At 40.2% G+C, this 22,793-nt stretch carries 27 protein-coding genes and 3 pseudogenes; 15 read left to right on the forward strand and 15 right to left on the reverse strand.

The annotated features are described in order from the left end of the window. The coding region (locus tag EGS47_RS00005; RefSeq protein ID WP_125269053.1) for a hypothetical protein at positions 1-1,204 on the forward strand (1,204 nt) is incomplete at its 5' end. 44 nt (positions 1,205-1,248) lie between these two features. Here the strand turns inward: EGS47_RS00005 and EGS47_RS00010 are convergent. Then, complete coding sequence (locus EGS47_RS00010) at positions 1,249-2,184, reverse strand: AraC family transcriptional regulator (RefSeq protein WP_005006248.1); 936 nt, start codon at positions 2,182-2,184, stop codon at positions 1,249-1,251. A 122-nt stretch (positions 2,185-2,306) separates the two neighbouring features. Here EGS47_RS00010 and msrA point away from each other — a divergent pair, with 122 nt between their 5' ends. Genes msrA through EGS47_RS00045 form a run of 7 tightly spaced genes read left to right on the forward strand, consistent with a single transcriptional unit; the run spans position 2,307 to position 6,134 of the window. Beyond that, entirely contained in the window at positions 2,307-2,795 is a 489-nt protein-coding gene (msrA, locus tag EGS47_RS00015; protein WP_005006250.1) for a peptide-methionine (S)-S-oxide reductase MsrA, read from the forward strand. Positions 2,796-2,822: 27 nt separating this feature from the next. Further along, positions 2,823-3,059, forward strand: a complete 237-nt coding sequence (locus EGS47_RS00020) for a glutaredoxin (RefSeq protein ID WP_005006251.1) — start codon at positions 2,823-2,825, stop codon at positions 3,057-3,059. A gap of 31 nt (positions 3,060-3,090) precedes the next feature. Further along, complete coding sequence (gene msrB / locus EGS47_RS00025) at positions 3,091-3,531, forward strand: peptide-methionine (R)-S-oxide reductase MsrB (protein ID WP_005006253.1); 441 nt, start codon at positions 3,091-3,093, stop codon at positions 3,529-3,531. Positions 3,532-3,586: 55 nt separating this feature from the next. Continuing rightward, the gene (locus tag EGS47_RS00030) at positions 3,587-3,832 is read left to right on the forward strand and encodes a glutaredoxin family protein (RefSeq protein ID WP_032056445.1); all 246 of its coding nucleotides are present in this window, start codon (positions 3,587-3,589) and stop codon (positions 3,830-3,832) included. Between the two features lie 50 nt (positions 3,833-3,882). Beyond that, positions 3,883-4,191, forward strand: a complete 309-nt coding sequence (locus tag EGS47_RS00035) for an antibiotic biosynthesis monooxygenase family protein (RefSeq protein WP_002122973.1) — start codon at positions 3,883-3,885, stop codon at positions 4,189-4,191. Continuing rightward, a complete protein-coding gene (locus EGS47_RS00040) occupies positions 4,188-5,462 on the forward strand; it encodes an acetyl-CoA C-acetyltransferase (protein ID WP_000857678.1) in 1,275 nt (424 codons plus the stop codon). The genes EGS47_RS00035 and EGS47_RS00040 overlap by 4 nt, the downstream gene beginning before the upstream one ends. Positions 5,463-5,471: 9 nt before the next feature. Further along, positions 5,472-6,134, forward strand: coding sequence for a peptide-methionine (S)-S-oxide reductase MsrA (locus EGS47_RS00045; protein ID WP_032056447.1), 663 nt, complete (start codon positions 5,472-5,474; stop codon positions 6,132-6,134). A gap of 187 nt (positions 6,135-6,321) precedes the next feature. Here EGS47_RS00045 and EGS47_RS00050 read toward each other — a convergent pair whose 3' ends face one another. From EGS47_RS00050 to EGS47_RS00060, 3 genes are all read right to left on the reverse strand, one after another. After that, entirely contained in the window at positions 6,322-7,293 is a 972-nt protein-coding gene (locus tag EGS47_RS00050) for a sensor domain-containing diguanylate cyclase (RefSeq protein ID WP_005028453.1), read from the reverse strand. 369 nt (positions 7,294-7,662) lie between these two features. Beyond that, positions 7,663-8,064, reverse strand: a complete 402-nt coding sequence (locus EGS47_RS00055; protein WP_005028450.1) for a RidA family protein — start codon at positions 8,062-8,064, stop codon at positions 7,663-7,665. A 112-nt stretch (positions 8,065-8,176) separates the two neighbouring features. Beyond that, positions 8,177-8,878: an IS1 family transposase gene (locus tag EGS47_RS00060; RefSeq protein WP_005005861.1), complete on the reverse strand. Its 702-nt coding sequence runs from the start codon at positions 8,876-8,878 to the stop codon at positions 8,177-8,179. A 155-nt stretch (positions 8,879-9,033) separates the two neighbouring features. Between EGS47_RS00060 and EGS47_RS18545 the strand changes: the two genes are divergently transcribed. Continuing rightward, positions 9,034-9,447, forward strand: a complete 414-nt coding sequence (locus EGS47_RS18545) for a hypothetical protein (RefSeq protein ID WP_010591495.1) — start codon at positions 9,034-9,036, stop codon at positions 9,445-9,447. Positions 9,448-9,522: 75 nt separating this feature from the next. Here the strand turns inward: EGS47_RS18545 and EGS47_RS00075 are convergent, their stop codons facing one another. Then, complete coding sequence (locus EGS47_RS00075) at positions 9,523-9,951, reverse strand: hypothetical protein (protein ID WP_005006263.1); 429 nt, start codon at positions 9,949-9,951, stop codon at positions 9,523-9,525. 189 nt (positions 9,952-10,140) lie between these two features. Here EGS47_RS00075 and EGS47_RS00080 point away from each other — a divergent pair, with 189 nt between their 5' ends. After that, positions 10,141-10,674: a hypothetical protein gene (locus EGS47_RS00080; protein WP_005006266.1), complete on the forward strand. Its 534-nt coding sequence runs from the start codon at positions 10,141-10,143 to the stop codon at positions 10,672-10,674. A gap of 38 nt (positions 10,675-10,712) precedes the next feature. Here the strand turns inward: EGS47_RS00080 and EGS47_RS00085 are convergent, their stop codons facing one another. Continuing rightward, positions 10,713-11,354, reverse strand: a complete 642-nt coding sequence (locus tag EGS47_RS00085) for an N-acetylmuramoyl-L-alanine amidase family protein (RefSeq protein WP_005028445.1) — start codon at positions 11,352-11,354, stop codon at positions 10,713-10,715. 158 nt (positions 11,355-11,512) lie between these two features. Between EGS47_RS00085 and EGS47_RS00090 the strand changes: the two genes are divergently transcribed. Together EGS47_RS00090 and EGS47_RS18820 are read left to right on the forward strand one after the other, a co-directional pair. Then, positions 11,513-12,265, forward strand: coding sequence for a hypothetical protein (locus tag EGS47_RS00090; protein WP_005006271.1), 753 nt, complete (start codon positions 11,513-11,515; stop codon positions 12,263-12,265). Positions 12,266-12,540: 275 nt separating this feature from the next. Beyond that, positions 12,541-12,924 (forward strand): annotated as a pseudogene (locus EGS47_RS18820) (site-specific integrase); the annotation flags it as partial. 73 nt (positions 12,925-12,997) lie between these two features. Here the strand turns inward: EGS47_RS18820 and EGS47_RS00100 are convergent. Next, entirely contained in the window at positions 12,998-13,324 is a 327-nt protein-coding gene (locus EGS47_RS00100) for a hypothetical protein (protein WP_005028412.1), read from the reverse strand. 145 nt (positions 13,325-13,469) lie between these two features. On the opposite strand from EGS47_RS00100, the gene EGS47_RS00105 reads away from it, so the two are divergent. Beyond that, a complete protein-coding gene (locus tag EGS47_RS00105) occupies positions 13,470-14,459 on the forward strand; it encodes an IS5 family transposase (protein ID WP_228711773.1) in 990 nt (329 codons plus the stop codon). A 53-nt stretch (positions 14,460-14,512) separates the two neighbouring features. On the opposite strand, the gene EGS47_RS00110 is transcribed toward EGS47_RS00105, so the two are convergent. Together EGS47_RS00110 and EGS47_RS00115 are read right to left on the reverse strand one after the other, a co-directional pair. After that, the gene (locus tag EGS47_RS00110; protein WP_125269054.1) at positions 14,513-16,237 is read right to left on the reverse strand and encodes a bifunctional protein-serine/threonine kinase/phosphatase; all 1,725 of its coding nucleotides are present in this window, start codon (positions 16,235-16,237) and stop codon (positions 14,513-14,515) included. 51 nt (positions 16,238-16,288) lie between these two features. Then, complete coding sequence (locus tag EGS47_RS00115) at positions 16,289-17,098, reverse strand: formate/nitrite transporter family protein (protein ID WP_000323725.1); 810 nt, start codon at positions 17,096-17,098, stop codon at positions 16,289-16,291. A 280-nt stretch (positions 17,099-17,378) separates the two neighbouring features. Between EGS47_RS00115 and cynS the strand changes: the two genes are divergently transcribed. Continuing rightward, positions 17,379-17,828: a cyanase gene (gene cynS, locus EGS47_RS00120; protein ID WP_017480642.1), complete on the forward strand. Its 450-nt coding sequence runs from the start codon at positions 17,379-17,381 to the stop codon at positions 17,826-17,828. A 79-nt stretch (positions 17,829-17,907) separates the two neighbouring features. Here cynS and EGS47_RS18550 read toward each other — a convergent pair. After that, positions 17,908-18,015: pseudogene (locus EGS47_RS18550) on the reverse strand (serine/threonine-protein phosphatase 2); the annotation flags it as partial. Between the two features lie 49 nt (positions 18,016-18,064). Next, positions 18,065-18,403 (reverse strand): annotated as a pseudogene (locus tag EGS47_RS00130) (integrase core domain-containing protein); the annotation flags it as partial. A 53-nt stretch (positions 18,404-18,456) separates the two neighbouring features. Here EGS47_RS00130 and EGS47_RS00135 point away from each other — a divergent pair. After that, positions 18,457-19,389, forward strand: coding sequence for an IS5-like element ISAba12 family transposase (locus EGS47_RS00135; RefSeq protein ID WP_002114401.1), 933 nt, complete (start codon positions 18,457-18,459; stop codon positions 19,387-19,389). A 203-nt stretch (positions 19,390-19,592) separates the two neighbouring features. Here the strand turns inward: EGS47_RS00135 and EGS47_RS00140 are convergent, their stop codons facing one another. The 4 genes from EGS47_RS00140 to EGS47_RS00155 are packed head-to-tail and all read right to left on the reverse strand — an operon-like array spanning position 19,593 to position 22,792. Next, positions 19,593-20,894 (reverse strand): MSMEG_0569 family flavin-dependent oxidoreductase, encoded by a 1,302-nt coding sequence (locus EGS47_RS00140; RefSeq protein WP_125269055.1) that lies wholly within the window; start codon positions 20,892-20,894, stop codon positions 19,593-19,595. Between the two features lie 10 nt (positions 20,895-20,904). Continuing rightward, positions 20,905-21,195 (reverse strand): MSMEG_0570 family nitrogen starvation response protein, encoded by a 291-nt coding sequence (locus tag EGS47_RS00145; RefSeq protein ID WP_004638769.1) that lies wholly within the window; start codon positions 21,193-21,195, stop codon positions 20,905-20,907. Continuing rightward, entirely contained in the window at positions 21,183-22,229 is a 1,047-nt protein-coding gene (locus EGS47_RS00150; RefSeq protein WP_125269056.1) for a sll0787 family AIR synthase-like protein, read from the reverse strand. The genes EGS47_RS00145 and EGS47_RS00150 overlap by 13 nt, the downstream gene beginning before the upstream one ends. Next, on the reverse strand, positions 22,229-22,792 hold the full coding sequence (locus EGS47_RS00155) for an MSMEG_0567/Sll0786 family nitrogen starvation N-acetyltransferase (protein WP_125269057.1): 564 nt from the start codon (positions 22,790-22,792) through the stop codon (positions 22,229-22,231). Before EGS47_RS00155 ends, EGS47_RS00150 begins: the two co-directional genes overlap by 1 nt. Position 22,793 lies beyond the last annotated feature (1 nt).

The raw sequence follows: 22,793 nt of genomic DNA on the forward strand, positions 1-22,793 counted from the left end.
TCAAGTCGCGGAAGTGCCTTGCGTGCTGATTAATCGATTAGATAAAAACGAAATTTGTGTTCAGGCAGTTGGCAGTGTGTCGAAACCAGCTTTTTATTGCGATGAACCTATTCCATTGGCACTAAACAGTTATTGTTCCCAAGTCATTGCCAGTCACCAGCCATTGCTAGTTGAAAATGCAATCGGTACCCGATACGAGAACAATAACCCGACATTTGCCGCAGGCTTTAGTTATTACTACGGGCTGCCTTTGCTTTGGCCTAGCGGAGAAACTTTCGGTACTTTGTGTATGTTGGACCGGGCAAGCGCAGACCGGGCATCACAACACTGTTCCTTACTCACACTCTTTAAGCAGGCTATTGAATATGATTTGCAATTGCTGCAGCAACAACAAGAGCAGCTCAAGCGTGAGCAACAAGCAGACTTAAAATTTATCCAACTTTTCAATGAGATATCCAATAGGATAAAACCGGTAGCGACTAATAAGTTACTTCAATCCGAGTTATTTGTACTGTTGACTAGCCAGTACCAATATTGGCATCAGGAGCTTGAGCTACAGCTTAATCAAACTGTCTTAGCTCATGAAAACTCCATTCATATCGCGGCACTGGTTCGAATTTGGTCAAATTTGTTGGCAATTGCCCATGAAACAGAATGGTTGAGAGCTACAGCTGTCGCTGAACCTTATAGCTGTGAGGCTGAAGCGTCACTGGTTGATGCAACGCCATTATTAGAACAAGCAGTCTATAAAACAGCGTTGACGCTTGGTACTGAACTCGTTTTGAGGAGTCATTTGCCTAACCCACTGTTACTCAGTGGGAGACCTGAGTTATGGTCGCTGATAGGGCTGGCTATCACCAGCTTTTTAGTCATTGGCGCCAGCGGCACCAGTAAAACGGTATTTGTCAGTAGCCGAATAAAAGGTAAACATAGAGTTTTGGAATGGTCCCTCCATGTAAAAGGCCAGACGATGCCACTGCATTTTACCCGTGATAATCAAGCGCTTTATGGTTTTGCTTCCGTATGTGCCGAGCTCGCTGGTGCTGTGTTGGAATCTGGTGAGCAGCAATTAACTGAGAGTATTCATCAACAGAGTAGTTATCTGAACTCGAATCGTGATCACGTCGACGACATTGAAAGCAGGAATGCTTCAAGAACTCGGTTTATCTGCTTATGGATACCGGTGGTGGGAGACGATTTATAAACTCTCAGCGATGAAAGTCGAAGTTGTGTCTTAGATTATCATTTTTACGCCATTTTAGAATTTTCCTTTCTATAAGCACTAGGAGTTACGCCAATTTTTTTCTTAAATAATTTTTGAAAGTGTTCATGTGCCGGATACCCAATGGCTTCACTCACTTCAGGAACAGATTTACCGGTTTCTTTAAGCAGCTGCTTCGCTTTTTCAAGCCGACAATAGGTTAAATAATCAAGAGGTGTCATGCCAGACAGTTTCTTAAACTTAACGCTGTAGTTCGTACGCGACATTCCAGCAATCTCAGCGAGATCGTCAAGACCCCATTTTTTATCGAGACTATGATGGATAGCTTCCAAGGATTTGCTGAGTTGCGGATTTTCGATCAATTTGAAAAATCCTACATTTTTGTTGGATTTGTACATGTGAATTCTTAACGCTTGCACGAAGATAATTTCGGTCAGCTTCCTGACTAGCGTGTTGCTTCCAGGAAGCCCTGATTTTGCTTCCTGCTCTATAATACTTAAAAGCATGGTAAGCCAAGGCGAGTGGGAGTTCTCAGTACTCTTGATATGCACGACGTTTGGCAGCGAATTTAAGAATGGATGATCGGGTCCGCCATCAAAACAAAAATGTCCGCAAACGACGTTTGCTTTGAGCTTGCTCTGATCACCATATTCCAGAACTTGAGTTTCAGTGAGGTTGGCCTTGGATCTAAATTCGACCGCGGGCTCGGCCTTGATTTTTGGTGCACTGGTCATGGTGTGCTCCATCCCTTTGAATAAAATCAAAATATCGCCTTGCTCCGCCAAAGCCTTAAGTTTAAGTTTTGGCACCTCGTACCAAAACTCGCCATGGGTCACGATGTGAAATCTCGCTAGATTCTCTTCCTGCGGGAGACTGATGCCCCAGTCTCCTGCAAATGATGTTCTATACCAGTAGCTACTAGTAAGCTCTACCTTATCTAAAATCTCACTGAGAACATCCATACTTAGCTCCTACGCAAACTGTCTAATAAGTCACATTATACGAACTACTGGGCATGTTATATCTATTATACATGCTGTAAAGTCAGTTTAATCAGTAAATAGATAAAAACCAAGGAGGCTTTATGAAACTAAATTATGTGATCGTTGCCGGAGGGTGTTTTTGGGGTCTTGAAGACCTCCTTAGGAATCTGGACGGCGTGACGTCAACAAAGGTGGGCTACTCTGGCGGAGATTTTGATGATCCTACCTACGCCGATATTAAAACAGGGAAAACGGGTCACGCCGAAGCTGTTCGCGTGGAATACGACCCAGACGAAATATCTCTCGAAGAGATTCTACATTACTTTTTCAAGATCCATGATCCAACTACGAAGAATCGCCAAGGGAATGATGTTGGATCTTCGTATCGCTCTGCTGCGTTCTATCGTGACGATGCCCAGAAAGCGATTATCGAAAACGTGATTGAGGAGGTCAATGAGATCGGTCGCTTCGAGAATGAAGTAGTTACGACCGTCGCCTTGGAAAAAGAATTCTACGACGCTGAGGCATATCATCAAAACTATTTGCAAAGGAATCCCAACGGATACTCTTGCCATTTTGAAAGAGACTAAACCATAAACCAAATGAAAGAGGAAATTATGAAAACACTTAAGAATGTTGTCATCTATACGAAAGACCATTGTCCATTTTGCGCACGCGTAAAGAATTACCTAACTTCTGAAAAGGTTGATTTCAAACAAATTCGCGTAGACGACGATCCGAAGACTTACTTGGAGTTGAAGGAAAGAACAAATCTTCAAACTGTTCCGCAAGTTTTTGTGGATGGAGAATTCATTGGCAGTGCTACAGACTTCTTCTCGTGGATTGATGGCTAAAGAGCAAGCCCTAAAATAAAGGATCAAATATATGTTCAATTGGAAAAGCATTTACAGCTACCTCGATAACGGCACTCCAGCACCTCCCAGAAAAGTTGAAAGGAGCGAGGAAGAGTGGAAAGAAATTCTGACGCCCGCGCAATTTCGGGTTATGCGAATGAAAGGCACCGAACGCCCGCACACGGGAGGACTCTGTTCATTTTATGAAGCAGGTAGATACGCCTGTGTTGGCTGCGACACCGAACTCTTTGACTCGAACCTAAAGTTCGATTCGGGAACGGGATGGCCGAGTTTTTCTGAGCCTGTCGCCGACAACGTAATTCAATATGAACTGGATACGACGTACGGGCGCAGAATCGAAGTGTTATGCAATGTGTGCGAAGCCCATCTGGGGCACGTTTTTCCAGATGGCCCTGAGCCATCAGGGGTCCGATTCTGCATTAACTCTGAGTCATTGAAGTTTGTAGAATAATTTTTAAATTGAGGAGTTTTATGAAAGTGAACCTTTTGGAAAAAGAAGCCGTTGTGTGTTGATCAAGCTGTTCGGTCATAAAGACTGCCATAAAACCAAGATTTACCAGTCGTACTTGAAAGAAAAAGGAATCGAGTTTGATTTTTTAGATGTTCACGAAGACGACGCGGCAGCTGATGAACTGCGATCCCTTTATACTACTGGAAAGTTAAATTTCCCGACAATACTGGTTGGGACAAAGAAGCTGAGAAACCCCAAGTTCAAGGACCTTGACAAGTGGTTGGAAGCTTCGATAAATTAACGAGATCTTTTTTTTGAGGATTGTAATTAGCTTAGTAAGGAGTCAGATCAATGATTATAGCAGTTTTCCGCAGTCGTGTTGCCAAGGAGCACGGTGGGGAGTTTGAAAGAAGATACGCCGAGATGTCCGCGCTTGTCGAAGCCATTCCTGGTTACGGAAGCCATGAGCGGTTTTCTTCTCCTAACGGTGAAGATGTTCTAATTGTCGAGTTCCTTACCAGAGAAGCTTTCGATGCTTGGGATAAGCATCCCGAACACAAAAAAGCCAAGATGCTTGGCAAAGACTACATTTTTGAATCGTACGACGTGAAGGTCGGAGAAGTTTTTGAACGGCACACAAAGCCGGAGGTGAAATTATGAAAACGAGAAACGTTTATATCGTAGGTGGAGCTCGGATTCCATTTATGAAATCTATGACCGCATATCGAGACGTCTCAAGTGAAGAACTAATGACGGCGAGCCTAAAGAGTTTAGTTGATAGATATAACTTGGAAGGAAAAACTGTGGGCGATGTAGCCTTAGGAGCTGTCATGCACAGCTCGGCTAACTGGAATTTGGCTCGTGAAGTCGTTCAATCCTCCGGTTTGCATCCAAACACTCCGGCATATAACGTGCAACGTGCTTGCGGAACGAGCTTGGAAAATACGATTCAGATTGCTCACAAAATTTCTAGCCACCAAATTGAAAGTGGCATTGCGGGCGGTGTTGATAGCAACAGCGATTTGCCCATTATGGTTAGTCGAACTTTCGCAAGAAAATTGATTGCGTTGAATTCTGCCAGAACGCTTGGTGAGAAAGTAAAAATCATTTTAGGAATTAAACCTAGCGATCTAAAGCCAGTGTTGCCCGCAGTGGTTGAGCCACGCACCGGAAAATCAATGGGTGAGCATTGCGAACTCATGGTTAAAGAGTGGAATATTTCTCGCCAAGAGCAAGATGAGTTAGCGCTGGCAAGTCACAGAAATGCAGCTCAAGCATATAAAGATGGGTTTTATGATGATCTCGTCTTTCCATTCCAAGGAAATAAGACCGATGGAATTTTGCGTGCTGATACAACTTTGGAAAAATTGTCGAAGTTAAAACCTGTTTTTGATAAATCAGAAAAAGGGACTTTGACGGCGGGAAATTCAAGCTCGCTCACAGATGGCTCATCCACCGTTCTTTTGGCTTCCGAAGAAGAGGCTAAAAAGAATAATTGGCCGCTGTTGGCCAAGATTGTGGATTCTCATACTTCTGCCGTGGATTACGTCGCTGGCGAAGGTTTGCTCATGGCTCCAACTGTGGCGGTCAGTGAATTATTGAAGCGAAACGGCTTAAAGCTTCAGGATTTTGATTTTTACGAAATTCACGAGGCGTTCGCTGGACAAGTGCTCTGCACGATGAAGGCGTGGGAGTCTGCTGAATACTGCAAAACACGTTTGGGACGATCAGAGCCTCTCGGAAAAATTGACCGCTCGAAGCTAAATGTCCGTGGAAGTAGCATTGCCCTTGGGCATCCGTTTGCGGCTACTGGCGCTAAGATCGTCGGAGTTTTAGCAAAGATACTGCACTCAGCTGGTCCTGGAAAACGTGGCCTTATCGTCGTTTGCACGGCGGGAGGAATGGGAGTGGCTACAATTCTTGAAAGTTAGGAGAAAAATATGTCGGATCTAAAAATGAATAAAGAAGACGGTGTTGAAAGCTATGAATTTGCAACCCCTGAAGCTATCGAAGAAGCATTGAAAACCGGAAAACTTAGTCAAACGGTTTTTGGCACGGGCTGCTTTTGGGGACCGGATTCAAATTTTGGAGGGACGCCGGGAGTAGTGCAAACACGTGTTGGCTACGCTGGAGCATCAACTCTGGATCCGAGTTACCGCAACATCAAGGGACACGCCGAAGTCGTCAGAGTGATCTACGATAAAGACCAAATTAGCTATAGAGAACTTCTTGGAGGTTTTGAGTCATGGTTTGTTCATGTCAGAAAGCAGGGTCAGTATCGCCAGATACTTTTTGTCTTTGATCAGGAGCAAAAACAAGTCACTGAAGAACTGATCCAAGCGATTGGAAAGGATAAGTCTCCCGAGGTGATTGAAGCCGGACAACAAAATGGTTATTTTTGGCCAGCCGAAGATTACCATCAAAAGCATCGTCTTCGCAGAAACAAACAGCTTGTAAGTCTTGCTGAAGTAGATTTCGGTCCTCGCTGGGATGAACATCTGTATTTTACTAAATTGAATAGTACCGACAGAAAAGGCTTCAGTCTTTCAAACTGGTTAAAAAAGTTGTCTCCGCAAATGCAGAAAGCTTACCGAATCGGCTAATCTGAAATTGTGCTGGCTAAAGCACTCTATTTTCGCTACGCAATCAATGTGCCGGCCAACTTTAAATAGAGTCCCACAGTGTACAAAGAAGCTGTGCAAGTGGCATTTTACCGATGTATTTAAACGGACTAATTATTGCCCATATGAGACCAGCTTATCTACCAGTTGTTAGGTGATCCCCCTCAAATTAACAGAACACACTGGTTTGATTGCGGCCTTGGGCTTTAGCTTTGTATAACATCTGATCGGCGGCTTCGAGCAACTGCTTTTTGTCGTTAAATAAATCAGCGCTGGCCAAACCGATGCTGACCGTTAATTGTCGTAATGGCCATTCATGGTTAGCCACTACCAGCCTTAATTTTTCCAGTGTTTTATTGGCCGACACGATGTCTGTGCCTGGCAAGATCAGCACAAACTCTTCACCACCATAACGGGCGAAAAAGTCATAGTTCCTGCTGTTGCGCTGAAACAGACCTGCTACCAGGCTCAGTGCCTGATCACCTTCGGCATGTCCATAGCTGTCGTTAAAACTTTTAAAGTGATCAATATCAATCAGCGCCAACACAAATGACTGGCCTGTTCTTTGCCTGCGAGCAAATTCAGCTTCAAACCTGAGGTCAAATGCTCGTCTGTTGTTTACCCCTGTCAATGCATCTGTCATGCTGGTTTTGTGTAGTTGTTCGCCGACTTTTTTCAGTTCAAGTATGGCGATCACTTGCCTGGACAGAGCCTGTAAAGAGCTTATCTGCCGCTGATTCAGCTGCTTAGGCACATGATCATAGACACAAATTGTACCTATCACTACACCTTCGGGATCAATCAGCGGCGAGCCAGCATAAAATCGGAAGCCAGGCTCAGTAACCACCATCGCATTAGTACTGAATCTGGGATCTAAAGTCGCGTCAGGGACCACCATTACCGCATCAGGTGTTTCCATGGCATACACGCAAAAGGACTCTTTAATTAATACAGAGGTACCTGAAATACCAACTTTGGCAATTAAATTCAGCTTTGTGTCATCGATTCGCGTCACTATAGCCACCGGCACATCGCAGATATAACGCGCCAGTTCAGTGATATCCCGCAGGTTCTGATCTGCTTCAGCAGGATCTTTTAGTGTGGTTTCTGCAATAGCTGTTGGAGCTAAACTAATGGTCATATGCTTCTCCGTTTTTCTGCTGCATTTTTCAAAGATCCTGCATGGAAAAATGAATTAAGCCGTTGATTTAACTCTAGCATAGATCTGTCAGACTTGAAGTTATCCCTGTAGCATTGGTGTTGTTTTGTACAATAGTTACCTGCTTGATTTGAGTTTTAGCTGTGTTTATAAGCTTTTGGCTTTTCCTGTCCTTGCTGATACTGTTAATTGAATTGCTTTGGCCTCCTTCGTTTGTTCTATGACTCCATGGCAGGTTTCTGTCCGGAGGCTTTGAATGTTATTGTTGACTAAGCTTTATCAACCTGGCTATCTAAAGCTAATGCTGCTGATCACTAAACGGTCAACCGATAAAGTAGCTTTATAGTCACCTTATGGAATGATGGCTGTGACCCGTATTTCGATACGCATCTCCGGCAGCCCTAAAGACTCAACTCCCAACTGTGTCCATATTGGAGCCCGGTGAGGCATATAATGGCGATACAGGCTGGTCATTGTCTTGTTCACTATTGGGGGGAAACCGCCAACATGATAGGAGTTAACATGAACAACCTGTTCCCAGCTGGCGCCTGCAGTCGCAAGAGTGCGCTCCACGTTAATAAATGCCTGGGCGATCTCTTCCTCAAGAGAGTTTGGTATCTTTAAATCATCATTCCAGCCACCCTGACCAGATGTTTCGACACAATTGCCAATTTTTAGTGCCTGAGAATAATGCAATGCGTTCAGCAAAGTTTCTCCGTAGCCAGGGGTGATGAAAAGTAACGGTTTTTCCATGGTATTTCTCCGAATGGTAATTTTTCAATTATTTTCTTATCAAAGTGTGAAGCATCTTTTGTAAGCTTTTTCTGGAACAAAAAGTGGTGGTGTTTTAAAAAGTATGCTGACATTAAATGAAGCCATTATTGATGTAAAAGAAGGTTAAGTCGAAGGCTTTAAAATGGTTTTCAAGCTTTTTGGAGAAATTGCAACTTCTTCTAAAACCACGCCTTATTCGATGCCTTATTTTGCAATTATTACCTTCAATTCCTACAGTAAACAACTTACCAATACTTTGCTTGCAGTTTTTAAAAGCAGTGATGAAACTGTCCCAATGATCACTTGCAATTCGGGTGTAGTGAATACCTAATTGTTTAAGCTTTGTCTTCAACCTTTGGACTGTAGCTAAATCTCTCTTACCCCAAACATAAGCAACAATCTCACCTGTTTCTCGATGGTAGGCGTAAATAAGCCATTGTTTATTATTTTTATTTCCAACAAAAGTCCAGAATTCATCTACTTCGAGAGATTCATAATGACTTTGTTTAGGCTGAATTTGATAGGCCGATTCAGTTAAAGTCCGTAAGACTTTACCGATACTAATGCGCTCAACTTCAGCGATATCTCGTATACCGCTGCCTCTGACCATTAACTGTAATATTTTACGAGTAATGCCAGAATTACATCCTAGATAGCTCAGAGCATGGTCACCAATAAACTGACGTTTGCAGTCTTTGCATTGGTAGTTTTGTTTCCCATCTACTTTGATGCCATTTTTCTTTATACTGTCACTGAGGCAGGTTGGACATTTGATTTCTAGAGTTATTTGCATTTCTCTATTTTATCAAAATTCAACCTGCTTTTTTTTAGCATACTTTTTGATACACCACCGTTGTTCGATATACCTTTGACGGTTTTCTATCTCCAGAGTACCAACACTATATAGACGAATTCATTGCAGAAAATGAACTGGATGAAGATGTCATTTTGAATATCAGAAATAAAACATCATCAGATATAGGCCTGGTTAATGTTGGCTTTAATCTAAATGGTTGCATCCTTGGCTTAACCCATACGGATGAATGGATGGAACATTTATTCCACTTGGTTAAGTTCATTACTGACAGTGAAAAACGCGAGAAAAGTAGGAACTTTTTGTCTGAACAAGACAAAATCAAGGAACAAAAAGTTTTAGAAAAACAAGCCAAAGAAAAAGAAAGGGAAGTGATGATTCAACAGGTAGAGGATCTCACCAATACCGATGATTTTAAATTATGCAAAACGAAGGGTGAAATATTGTTGTTTTGGGAAAAGAACATTCCTGACCTATACAAAACTCTATCCAGAACTTTTATGGAAACAATGTCTAAGAAATATATCTCTATATTGCGTGGCTCATGAAGTGATACGATATGAGGAAGAACAACGAGTAGTGCATAAATCAGTGTTCTTGAACAACGCAAACAACAATAAATATTAGTACTCAGCATTCACCAAAGTTTTGTATTGAGAATATTTCGTCAAATTTACTGTGTCACGTACTTGGCCATATTGAATACTGCCTAGATCTGAGTAGGTAAGGTTTTTCTTTTGAGATACTGCAACCAATAATTCATAGTTATTTCTTTGATTGAGTTCAATTGCTGAAGCGATATTTTTGTCTTGGCTCACTTGAGAAATAATGCTTTGGATCTCCTTTCTATCTGAAGCAGATACATCCAATGTAGTTAAATAAAATCCGATCGATAGAAATATTGTGGCGGTTAAAGTGAATAGGGATGCACCAGTAAGATAAACGGCGCGTAGAGTTCTATACTTTGTATAAACCACAACTGAAGATATGCAGATTGCCAAACATAGCGCAAGAATAACGGCATGTTGGTCTAGATAATCTGAGAAAAGCATTGTAAAGCCTGAAGCACAAAAACATGTTATATCACTTAGCTACCAAGCCATTTGTAGTATTTGAGACTTATCGTATATATGAAATATAAATAGCAAACCTTTGGTATATACTGAATCGGTTTAAAGTGCTGAAACAATAGGCTTTAGAAATAAAATACTAGTCAAAATGTGAATAATCAGGGGGTACACATGGGGCAAGCTAAGCAAAGAGGTACAGCTCAAGAACGTGCTGAAAGTGCAATTCAAAGTACGATTGATGCAACCTTGGCAAAGATTAAGACCGTACTTGATAGATACTATCAAGACATGCCGAATAACTTCTCGCAAGCTGAAAATTACTTTACTGGATATGTCGCTGCATTTGATATTAAAGATGGGATGGAACTTGAAGGTAAAGAGTCTGAATGGGCTTATGATGGTTTACCTACGCCTACCGCTTTACTCAAACTCGTTGAAACTGAGTTAAACGAAGTGATACGTGAAGATAAAGAGTTTTTGGATGACTTTGATCCTGAAATGTATATTGAAGAACTAGGCGAAAACTTGATGTTCTTCCGCTATATAGGTGCTTCTAGTTTCGATACGCCAGATGATGTTTTGCATAATATTCAAACAGTGTCATTTTGGGCGCCACACTTGGTCATGATTAATGGCGTATGGCATAACACTTATGATGCTGGTGCGGTCAATGATGATGGTGAAACGGTCGGCATAAGATTCTAATTCTAGAGGGGTGCATATTGATTACTGCAGCATGCACCTTATTGGTTTAAACATTGCTGTATCGACTGAGCAATATTTTCAGATATTTTCCAGATTACTTTCTGATTAGATAAGCGATTTGCTTCTTCAGGATTGGCAATCACGCCGATCTCAATTAAAACCGCCGGCTTTTGTGATTTCTTCAGGACCACTAGATTGTCATATTGATATACGCCATTTGAGGTCAAAAGCTTTTTGTTTTCACCTGGTATATTAATGCCATGGTAAGTAGAAGGGCTTTCACCAATTGATTTTAGGTTCTGGCCAATGAGATTGGCGCATTTCAAACTTTTTCCGTATTCTGGATTTTTCTTTGATACAAAAATTGAAAAACCTTTGAGTTGATTCTTGTACTTGGTCAGCTCAGTAGGTATTGAGTCGTGGTGCACCGAAATAAAAAGATTAGCATTAGGGTATCTGGTCGCACGTTGAACCAGTGAGACTTTATCTTCATTCACTGAAGATCTGAGCACTTGGACATGACGCGATTTAAGAAAGTATTCAATAGAATTGACCATGCTAAGGTTGTAAGTGTATTCAGGATAGCCGTTAGCTGCAGTAGATCCAGCTTGTTTTGGTGAATGGCCAACATCAAGTACTACTGAATTTTCAGCAAAGATAGATTGTGTAATGATTGACATTGCTAATATCGATATACATTTTAGCTTTAGCACAATTAAAACCCTTTAAGCTATTATTATGGTTTTAAGTATATTTAATTTAAAAAAAATTAAAAGGTTTAAAAGGTTTTGTTAAAATGGTTTTAAGATGGTTTTAAGATGGTTTTAAAGTACTTATCATGAGAGCTCTAAATACAATTTTGGATATAAAATTTATACATCGACTGTTCACTCAGTTTGTAGAACATCACCCACGACCATTGAGTGTTCACTTCCTGAAAGGCACCTATATAGATGAATTAGAGGGTTATAAGTCTAAATGGCTCGTTCGTTCTATTCAGCGTCTTATTAAAAATTGGGTCCAATTGGGGATGATAGAGGATCTAGGGCGTTCTACTTGTCGCTCATCTAAATATTATAGATTAAGTAAGTATGGTGAGCTGTTCCTTAAAATATATAGAACGAATGCTAATGTTAACTTTTATGACAATCCTAAGTTTAAGATATTAAAAAAAGATATTTCATATCGTTATTTTACCTTTACATATTTTGCAGTTTGCCAAAACAAATCCTTTAAATTGTCAGATCTGCAAAAACTTGGTGACTGCCTGAATTACCACATTCACGGACGTTCTTGGCAGCGTAATATTAATTTGTTCATTGAAGCTGGAATTATTTCATGTGAACGTCAATGTCCATCAGAAAGTTATAATTATCATGTAATCAAAGCATCCATCCATGCATTTGTGAAATCAGAACCCATTGAACGCATTGAGTTTGAAAAAAACTTGCTGAACTTAGGTATCGTGAACAATTATGAAAAATATATAGACTACAATAATTTGCTGTTTCACGTTTTGTTTAGCAAATGGATTAACAGTCCAGTTGACTTTGGATATTTTGTCGATCAAAACTTTTACGGTGCCAGCTAAGCTCACTCAAAACATCTACGGTGTAATACACCGTAAAAAGAATTGCACCTGGTACTTGCCACTAAAAAATGACAGTGAATGACATTTTGAGAGAAAAAAATTGTGGGGTAGTGCCTTTTCTACTCCTTTGAGAATTATAATTATGACAATTCCGATACACCTAACAATAACTTCATATTTTTCTTTCTTGAACTAAGATTCAATAACTTAACTAATTTCTATTTCAATCATAAAATATGATATGTTGACCTTAAGAATAATTCATAAACTTTACTATGTTTGCTTTAAAAACAATTCATTTAGAAAAGAAAGTCTCAAACGAAAATCAAATTATTCTTTTATTTGATTTAGATTCATTCTGTCCATGTATGTACCCTATGCTGTACACCATGAAATTTCTTAGATTTCAAAGTATCTCTACGCAGCATGCAGATTTAATCGCAATAAAATTTTGGTATGAATTTTGGTTTGAAAAGTTTGCCACGTCCTTTTGTGAGTCGTTCTATTCGACATCCTATAATTTTGAGATCATTCAATGTGAAATTGATAATTTCATTGTTTACTTAGAAAATAATAAAAAACTTGAAAGTAATCTTATACGGCTAAGCAATTCAGAACATATTAATTACACAACAATTGGTCATAGAGTTAGATCCTTCTGGCTTTGTTGCATAAATATCTAAGACTATGATTTTGTTTAATTTATTTTTGGATTAAAATTTAAACAAATCCTTAAAAATCAGTATCTTGAAGAATGTTTATACAACAAAGCCGTTTTAAACTAAAAAATGTTTGTAATACTATTTTATTTAAATCACTCTGCGATCTAGGTATTAAATTTAAGACTTTCCATGGTTTTAAATAATCTTGCAGATTTTTTTGTGGTTCGAGAATATTTAAATCTTTATTAATATCAAAATTTGAGGGAATTCCATTTGTATTTTTTGCTAATAATTCCTTAACTAAATTTGTTGGAATAGCTCCATTTAAATGAACGTGTAAATCACCCTTAGGAAGATTCACTATCATATCTTCATTAATTTTTTGTAGTGCAGACATAAGTGTAGAAATTAATATAGCTGATTGAATTTTATCATAAAATCTATTTCCAAGTTATTTATTTTTAAATTTTTCTATTTCAATTCTGAATGGCTTTGTTGCACAAACCTATCTGTAAAGGGTTTTTCAGCGATATAATTTTCAAATGAAGAAGCCTACACACAAAATCTACCGCACAACCAATTGGCCCGCATATAACCGAGCACTTATGAGTCGCGGAAATATTGCCATTTGGTTTGATCCTGCTACGCAATGGTATGCGCCATCAAAAGGCAAACAAGGGCGAAATCAAACCTACTCCGACGCAGCCATCCAATGCTGCTTAATGATTAAATCCTTATTCCGTCTGTCTTTACGTATGGTCACTGGCTTTGTGCAAAGTCTGATTAAACTTTGCGGATTAAATTGGATAGCTCCAGATTACACCACGCTTTGTAGAAGACAAAAGCATATTGATATTGTAATCAGCTACCAAAAAAGTAGCGATGGGCTGCATCTACTCATGGACTCTACAGGCATGAAGTTTCTAGGTGAGGGCGAATGGAAACGCAAGAAACATGGACCTGGATATCGTCGCCAATGGCGTAAACTTCATATTGGTATAGATGCCAAAACCCTACAAATACGAGCAGTTCAGCTTACAACCAATAATGTCAGTGATTCACAGGTGCTTGGTGATTTACTTGGTCAGATTCCACAAGATGAGCGGATTGACTCTGTTTATACCGATGGAGCTTATGACACCAAGCAATGCCGTCAGGTCATTGCAGATCGGCAAGGGCATGCGGTGATTCCACCTAGAAAAAATGCGAAACAATGGAAAGATACAAAGAGTAGCTCGCTAGAGCGAAATGAATTACTTCGAACAATTAAACGTTTAGGCAGGACACTATGGAAAAAATGGTCAGGCTATCATCGGCGAAGTTTGGTTGAAACTAAGATGCATTGCATCAAATTATTAGGAGATAAACTCAGTGCAAGGAGTTTTGATAGCCAAGTGAATCAAATCCATGCACGTGTAGCAGTCCTTAACAGGTTTACGGAATTAGGTCGACCCTTACCCAAGTTACGCCTTAAATTTAGCTCAATTAGGGGCGCTTTGCATTTCAAATCTTTGTGCAACAAAGCTGTTTGAATAAAAACTTATCTATATACCTTCAATTTTAAGCATGGTTTGATCCTATCTTTTCAAATAAATGGCCATGCAATACTCAGTAAAAATAATAGCCCTAATACGGCGCAACTCATTTGCCAAAAACGCAAAGGATCTCGTTCAATGATTGCTGGTGGTTTAGAGTTTAATAATTCTTTGGAAGGATGCATTAGATTATGAATGAGTTCAGATAAGGCCTCAAAACGATGTGTCGGTTCAATACTCAGCGCTTGGCCTAAAATTTTATCTAACCATATAGGTAAATCAGGCCGATATTTCCTGATGGAATGATATTGAACTTTTTTCATCTGCTTTAAACTGTTACAGCGAGCTAAATCTGTCCCATAAGGTAATTGTTTGGTGAATAAATAATAGGCCATTACCGCCAAAGAAAATTGGTCTGAATGTACAGATGGCGAATGATCAATAAAATACTCCGGTGCCATAAATGCCAAGGTTCCGAGTGCTCGATTCGCATTTTTAGGATTAATTTCGACCAGGCCTCTTACTGCCGTTGAACCATAATCAATCAGTTTAATTTTCATGGCATTTTCTGCATTTATAACCATGATGTTTTTTGGTCGTATATCCTGATGTAGCATTTCCAGCCGGTGCATTGCATTTAAAGCCAAGGCTGTTTGTTGCAAAATTGGTAAAATCTCATCCAGATTTAAAGGCTTTTCTTGGCGATGCAGCCATTGAGCCAAGGTTTCACCCTGTAAATATTCATAACATTGGAATAAATATTTTTTCTCAGTGTTATGTGGATAACACTGCATCAGGTTGTCATGTTTCAGACGTTTCGATACCCAATCTTCGAGTTGAAACTGCTCTACGGCATTTTTATCTTGCTGTAAATCTACCCCCAAAGTTTTTATAACCAAGGGCTGCTGCTGAGTATCGTGTGCCAAATACAGGCAACTGCGATGATTTTGGTGCAAAATTTTATCAATAACATAGCCTTCAAACACTTCCCCTTTACTGAGCTGTTGTGGAAATACATAATCCTGCTGAATATGAAACTGATTCAGTTCAGGCAGCTGTTCTACATGGATCACCTGGAGACTTAAGTTATCATCACTGCCCTGTTCTAAAGCTTTTTCAACGAATGCTTTGGCAAGTTGATTTAAATCTGCATCTACTAAAATTAAATCTAATAATTGTTGATCTGTGACAAATTCATAGACCCCATCCGTCATCAGTAAAAAAATATCTTTTTCTTTGAGCTCAATATTTCGATAATCAATTTCAATACGATAGTCGGCACCTAAGGCTCGGCTAAGATAATGCTCTCTTGAAGACAACCAGACACGATGATCATGGGTCAGTAATTCAATTTCATGATCGCGAATGCGGTAAATACGACTATCACCAACATGAAAAACATGGGCTTGTTGCTGTTTTAAAATCAGTGCAGATAAGGTACAGACATAACCTCGGTCTTTATCAAAACGTCCTTGACTTTGTTGAGTCTGTGCATAAAGCCATGAATTGGTCGCGCGGATCACCCGTTCTGCTGAAGTCTGTGTACTCCAGGCATCTGAAGTAGAATAATAGTCAGATAAAAAACTGCCAACGGCGGTTTCTGCTGCAAGATGACTGACATTACTGCTACCGATTCCATCCGCTATAACACAGGCAATACCTTTCTGTTTCAGCACATGTCCTTCGGGCAGATATACTCCATGGAAATCCTGGTTCTGTTGTTTAATTCCGGCAGTAGAATATTGCCCAATACTGACTTTTAATGTTTTTTTCATGCTGAAAGCTCAAAAAGGGATCTATATGATCCCTTTATAAAATGGTGAATATTAAAATTCTTTTTTAACACCAGTACGGACATGGGTTGTATAAAGTGCCAGACCTGTTAATGCCAAACCACCCACCAGATTACCTAAAGCAACCGGCAGTTCATTCCATAGGAAGTAGTCAGCAATCGAGAAGTCACCGCCCATCATCATGGCAAATGGGAACAGGAACATGTTAACGACAGAGTGCTCAAAGCCCATGGCAAAGAACAGCATAATTGGCATCCACATGGCAATGAATTTGCCACTCACCGTAGTAGACATCATCGCGCCAATGACACCTAATGACACCATCCAGTTACACAGCATGCCACGGATAAAAATAGTCATCCAGCCGGCGAATCCGTATTCGGCATAACCTAATGTCCGCTCCTCGCCAATATGCGCAATTTTCACGCCGACAGGGTTTGGATCCGCTGCAAAACCCATGGTATAAACCGCTGCCATGAGCACTGCAACGACTAAACAGCCTGTAAAGTTCCCTACAAACACCAAGCCCCAGTTTTTTAGAATACGTCCCCATGTCACCCCTGGGCGTTTATCTAGCCATGCCAGCGGCGTAAGTACAAATACCCCAGTTAACAGGTCATAGCCCAATAAATACAACATACAAAAACCAACTGGAAACAGGAGCGCACCAATTAGTGCTGATCCTGTTTGCACGGCTATGGTAATGGCAAATACTGCTGCCAGTGCCAAAATCGCACCTGCCATAAAGGCACGAATCAATACATCACGGGTTGCCATATGTAATTTGGATTCACCCGCATCTACCACTTTTTTTGCAAACTCTGCAGGAGCAAGATATGCCATGTTGTCGTCCTCTTTTTCAATATACGGACCTGTTTTTCGAAAAAAAGACGCCTAAGATCATTGAAGACCTTAGGCGCCGTTGCCTTGAATATTAGAACAGGTAATGGTGAATGGCGTCGTTGCCATGTATATCGAAATATAAGCAAAAGCTATGCCACAAATAATTAACAATCACTTAAATATTCATTTTCTATTTAGCATGAACTCTAGAATGCTGTTGGCATGATATCTGCATTATGCGTTCTACATACATTCATTTGAGAATAATTTGGAGAGGATTATGATTACCCATCGTCAACAAGTAACTGACATGATCATTTCAGCGAAAGTTTTAAAGTCAATTAAGTGGTCAGATGTTGCCAAAGAGATTGGTCTTTCTAAAGAATGGGTAACCGCTGCATGTTTAGGTCAGATGGCGTTTAATAAAGAGCAAGCAGAAAAGATTGGTCAGATTTTTGGCTTAAGTGATGAAGCCGTTGCATGGCTACAGATCGTGCCATATAAAGGTTCCCTGCCAACTAGCGTGCCGACAGATCCGCTGATTTATCGCTGGTATGAGGTTGTCAGCGTCTATGGCATGACTATTAAAGAACTGATCCATGAAGAATTTGGTGATGGAATTATGAGCGCAATCGACTTCAGCATGGATATTCAGCGTGAGGAAAACCCGAACGGTGACCGGGTAAATGTCGTATTGTCTGGCAAGTTTTTACCTTATAAAACCTATTAATTAATCGTTTGATAAAGCCATCATATTGATGGCTTTTCATTTCTTCGTAAGGAGATCTTTTATATCACCGTCTTTATCCTTATTTAATTTTGACTATACACAGCTTCTGGGTATAAGAGGAACCGACATCAATATAGTGACAGTTATCAATCTGGGTATGTTTTTTCACAATGGTATGCCCTAAATAGGTTTTGAACTGAACCGTACCGGGTTTGTCGGAGACTATTTTATTTAAGTTAGGCCTCCTGACCTAACGGGTTAATCTTATCATAGTACATTGCTTCAAACTCAAAAGGCGATACATAACCCAGTGCACTGTGTACACGCTTTTTATTGAACCAATCTACCCAATTTAATGTCGCAAGTTGTACATCCGCTAAACCTTGCCAATCTGCTTTTAAATATTCAATCACCTCTGTTTTGTATAAGCCATTCACCGTTTCAGCCAGAGCATTATCGTATGAATCACCCGTTGTACCGACTGATGCTCGTAAATTTGCTGCTTCTAAACGATGGGTATAGCGAATAGAAAGATATTGAACACCTCTATCTGAATGATGAATCACATTCTTAGGGCTTTGTTGCACAAACCTATCTGTAAAGGGTTTTTCAGCGATATAATTTTCAAATGAAGAAGCCTACACACAAAATCTACCGCACAACCAATTGGCCCGCATATAACCGAGCACTCATGAGTCGCGGAAATATTGCCATTTGGTTTGATCCTGCTACGCAATGGTATGCGCCATCAAAAGGCAAACAAGGGCGAAATCAAACCTACTCCGACGCAGCCATCCAATGCTGCTTAATGATTAAATCCTTATTCCGTCTGTCTTTACGTATGGTCACTGGCTTTGTGCAAAGTCTGATTAAACTTTGCGGATTAAATTGGATAGCTCCAGATTACACCACGCTTTGTAGAAGACAAAAGCATATTGATATTGTAATCAGCTACCAAAAAAGTAGCGATGGGCTGCATCTACTCATGGACTCTACAGGCATGAAGTTTCTAGGTGAGGGCGAATGGAAACGCAAGAAACATGGACCTGAATATCGTCGCCAATGGCGTAAACTTCATATTGGTATAGATGCTAAAACCCTGCAAATACGAGCAGTTCAGCTTACAACCAATAATGTCAGTGATTCACAGGTGCTTGGTGATTTACTTAATCAGATTCCACAAGATGAGCGGATTAACTCTGTTTATACCGATGGAGCTTATGACACCAAGCAATGCCGTCAGGTCATTGCAGATCGGCAAGCGCATGCGGTGATTCCACCTAGAAAAAATGCGAAACCATGGAAAGATACAAAGAGTAGCTCGCTAGAGCGAAATGAATTACTTCGAACAATTAAACGTTTAGGCAGGACACTATGGAAAAAATGGTCAGGCTATCATCGGCGAAGTTTGGTTGAAACTAAGATGCATTGCATCAAATTATTAGGAGATAAACTCAGTGCAAGGAGTTTTGATAGCCAAGTGAATGAGATCCATGCACGTGTAGCAGTCCTTAACAGATTTACGGAATTAGGTCGACCACTTACCCAAGTTACGCCTTAAATTTGACTCAATTAGGGGCGCTTTGCATTTCAAATCTTTGTGCAACAAAGCCATTATAAATTAATCAGTAGCCTTTGTTAATTCTCAACAAGCCCTAGTATTAATTACAAAAGGTTGTTGATTCATTTTGGCTATCCTATGTTTTTTAACAATATTGGAGATTTGATGCAGCCGAAAGTTGAGACTATTCAGCTACCTGATAATTAAGCCAATGATGATAATGTTGAGGATATATGCAGAGGTGCAACATTTAATTGTTGAATGAGATGATCAGCAATAAACTCGGCATCTTTAGCAACATCCATAAAACGTCCTGAACCCCATGTGTTTAACCAAGGTAAACCAATAAAGCTTACTTCAGAGTCAACGGTAATACCGCGATCATGTTTTGGATATCCATTTGTCTGGAATATATCTAAATCAATCCAAGAATAGTCTGGTCTAAATCCGATACACCAAATGATTGAGGTGATGTTCTCTTCAACTAAATCGATATGGGTAATTTCCTGCTCTGGCTGCCAAAGTGGCTGATATACAGATGCTGGTTCTTCAGTCACAATATTATTTTTCTCTAGATAGTCATCAATAGAGGCATTAATACGATTGTAAGTTGCATCTGCCATATCTAAGTTCTGGATTAAATCTGGACGGAATACAAACTGACCTTCCTTATAATCCTCAAATCGTCCAAGCAGTCGCATACCTTCTAATGCAAATTTACGTAGATCAATATCACGACCACCATCTCGCCCAGTCACGTAATGATTAGTGCTGTTACGAACTTCTTCACTGTATCGATGATCTTTGACTGTAGTCTCGTAATAGCCCATTTCATAAAGCCACTTCACTACGTCTTTACCACGATAAAAACGTGCACAGCGTGGTGCATCTCCCGTAGAAAGATAGACCTTTTTACCAGCCAAATGTAGATCTTCAGCGATTTGGGCTCCCGATTGCCCTGAACCGACAACCAAAACATTACCTTCAGGTAACTGTTCCACATTAAAATATTGTTCTGAATGCAGAACTAACACTTGCTCAGGCACTTGATCACTTAGTTTTGGATAAATTGGGGTGTGATAACCACCAGCTGCTACAACTAATTGTTTAGCAGTAGTTGTGCCTAAACTGGTTTCAATTTCAAAGTGTTGAGGTGCAATTTTTGCAACATGGTTAACCTGAACATTTAATAAAACTGGTGGATTCAATTTTTCAATGAAGTCGTCGAGATATTCAACAATTTCATTTTTTTTCATAAATCCGTCAGGGTCATTGCCGTTATATGGATGCTCTGGAAGCAAACATTGCCAATTGGGGGTAACCAAAGTGAAATTATCCCACCGTTTACTACGCCAGCTATGGGTCAACTCTGATTCTTTTTCTAGAATCACATGATCAATCCCTGCTTTTTGTAAATAATGACTAATACATAACCCTGCCTGACCACCACCAACAATCACGACGTCATAATTTGGTTGTAAATCTTGAATTTGCATATTAAGCATCTTGTTCCCCTTATTCATTGTGCATTTCAGTAATTTCAATTTGGTCTTCGTCTTTTAAGGCGAATAAGTTAGCTTGGCGTTTAATCGTGGATAAGCTGTCCATGGCTGAACTACATGCAAAGCCATAACGTACTCGTACTCGTTCTGATGCAGCAGATAACCCATCTTCAGCCAACGTTAAAAACTGTATTGCTGGATATGAATGTCCTTTAGATAGATATTCATAAATAACCGTGGATGGAGAGTAATATTGAATCAGCTCACCATTTGGCCATTTCACGGTAAAATTTACACTTGGCATAATGTTGGCTCCTGTTGCTGTACATGTAGGGAAAGATGGGAAAATGGAGCTTGTGCAAGGACTTTTTGATAATTCAGCCCAGTAAAAGCCTGTTGTTGAAAATCCCAAAAAATCTGTTGCTCATTCTGCTGCTGAATCTGTACCTTGCCAGAATTTGTGACCTCACCAATCACCGCACAATCAATATCTTGTGAAGCAAATAATTCAATGATGTCCTCACATTCTTCGCTATCGGCAGTCAGTAAGAAGCCATAACTTGGGAAAATTTGAAGCCATTTCAACCAATCTGTATGTTGCGGTTTCGGAATCTTATCTAACCAAAGATTCGCTCCTGATCCCGTTGCCTCAAGTAGCATTAACAAACTGCCTAAGATTCCTGCATTACTGATGTCGCGTGCCGCATACGCGAGATGCTGTTCTGCAATTTCGGGCAATACTTCCAACTGAGTCCTTAAAACCGCAGCAGGAACATGTTCAAAACATTTCCAATAGGTGGTTTGCTCATGGAATTTGCCCTGCATATTCAGTGCAATTAATATCTTCTGCCCCGCTTGAACATGAAAGACCGAGAGCAAATGATTCGCCAATCCTTGTATGGCAACGGAGAGCGTAGGTTGAAAATCTGTATGAATATTGGTGTGTCCACCCACAAGCTTTACGCCATAGGCATCACAAGCTGCTTGCATGCCAGCAAATAACTGTTGACCACTTTGTGTATCGGTATGCCAATAACTATTCACCACAGTTAAAGCTCGCCCACCCATTGCTGCAATGTCGCTCACATTTGCCATCACCGCAGACCATCCTGCAAAATAAGGGTGCTTAGCCACAAAACTTGGTAGCATTCCTTCGCAAGCATGCAATAAATATTGTTCACCGAATTGCATCGCAGCAGCATCATCCGCAGGTAATGCATATAAATCTTGTATAGTGTGAATGTTCAGATTCAACTGCGATTTAATCGCATGAATATCTTGCTTAGACTGCATTGCTGGCGTGATTTGCAGTTGTGGTAGTAGTTCTGAAAGTCTCATCAGCAGATCTCCCTATAGCTATAAGCTTGCATCACCACATGTTGTAATGGGTAATTTTCAACTTGAGCCTGCATGAGCACATGTGGAATATTTGCAACATTCAGCTCATGTACAGTGTCCCAACACAACTTTTGAAAATATCGTTCGTTCTGTTGCTGAACCGTCGCAAGGAATGTGGTACAGCCTAAATTTTTGGCAGTGGATACGGCTGCATTAATCAACGCTTTACCAATTGCATGTTGATGACGGTATACAGGATCAACACACAAACGCCCGCCCCACCATGTCTGTTCAGCTTCAGGGAAAATACGAACAGCACCAATGACACGATCATGTTCCCCAAATATTTGTCCAATCGCCACAATCGCTAGAGCTTTGAAATCATGTTCATCACGATCTTCTTTTAAAATTTTCTGCTCATCACGGAACGTTGCTTCACGCAATTGAAAATATTGGCGACGCTCCCAATCTTCTGCTACAACTTTGATAATGATGTCATTCGTGACAAATTGCTTCAGCTCTTCATTGAGCTCAATCAACCATGCATAGTTAGATAATTTCATC

It is taken from the genome of Acinetobacter sp. FDAARGOS_515 (assembly GCF_003938865.1).
Classification (GTDB): Bacteria; Pseudomonadota; Gammaproteobacteria; order Pseudomonadales; family Moraxellaceae; genus Acinetobacter; species Acinetobacter ursingii.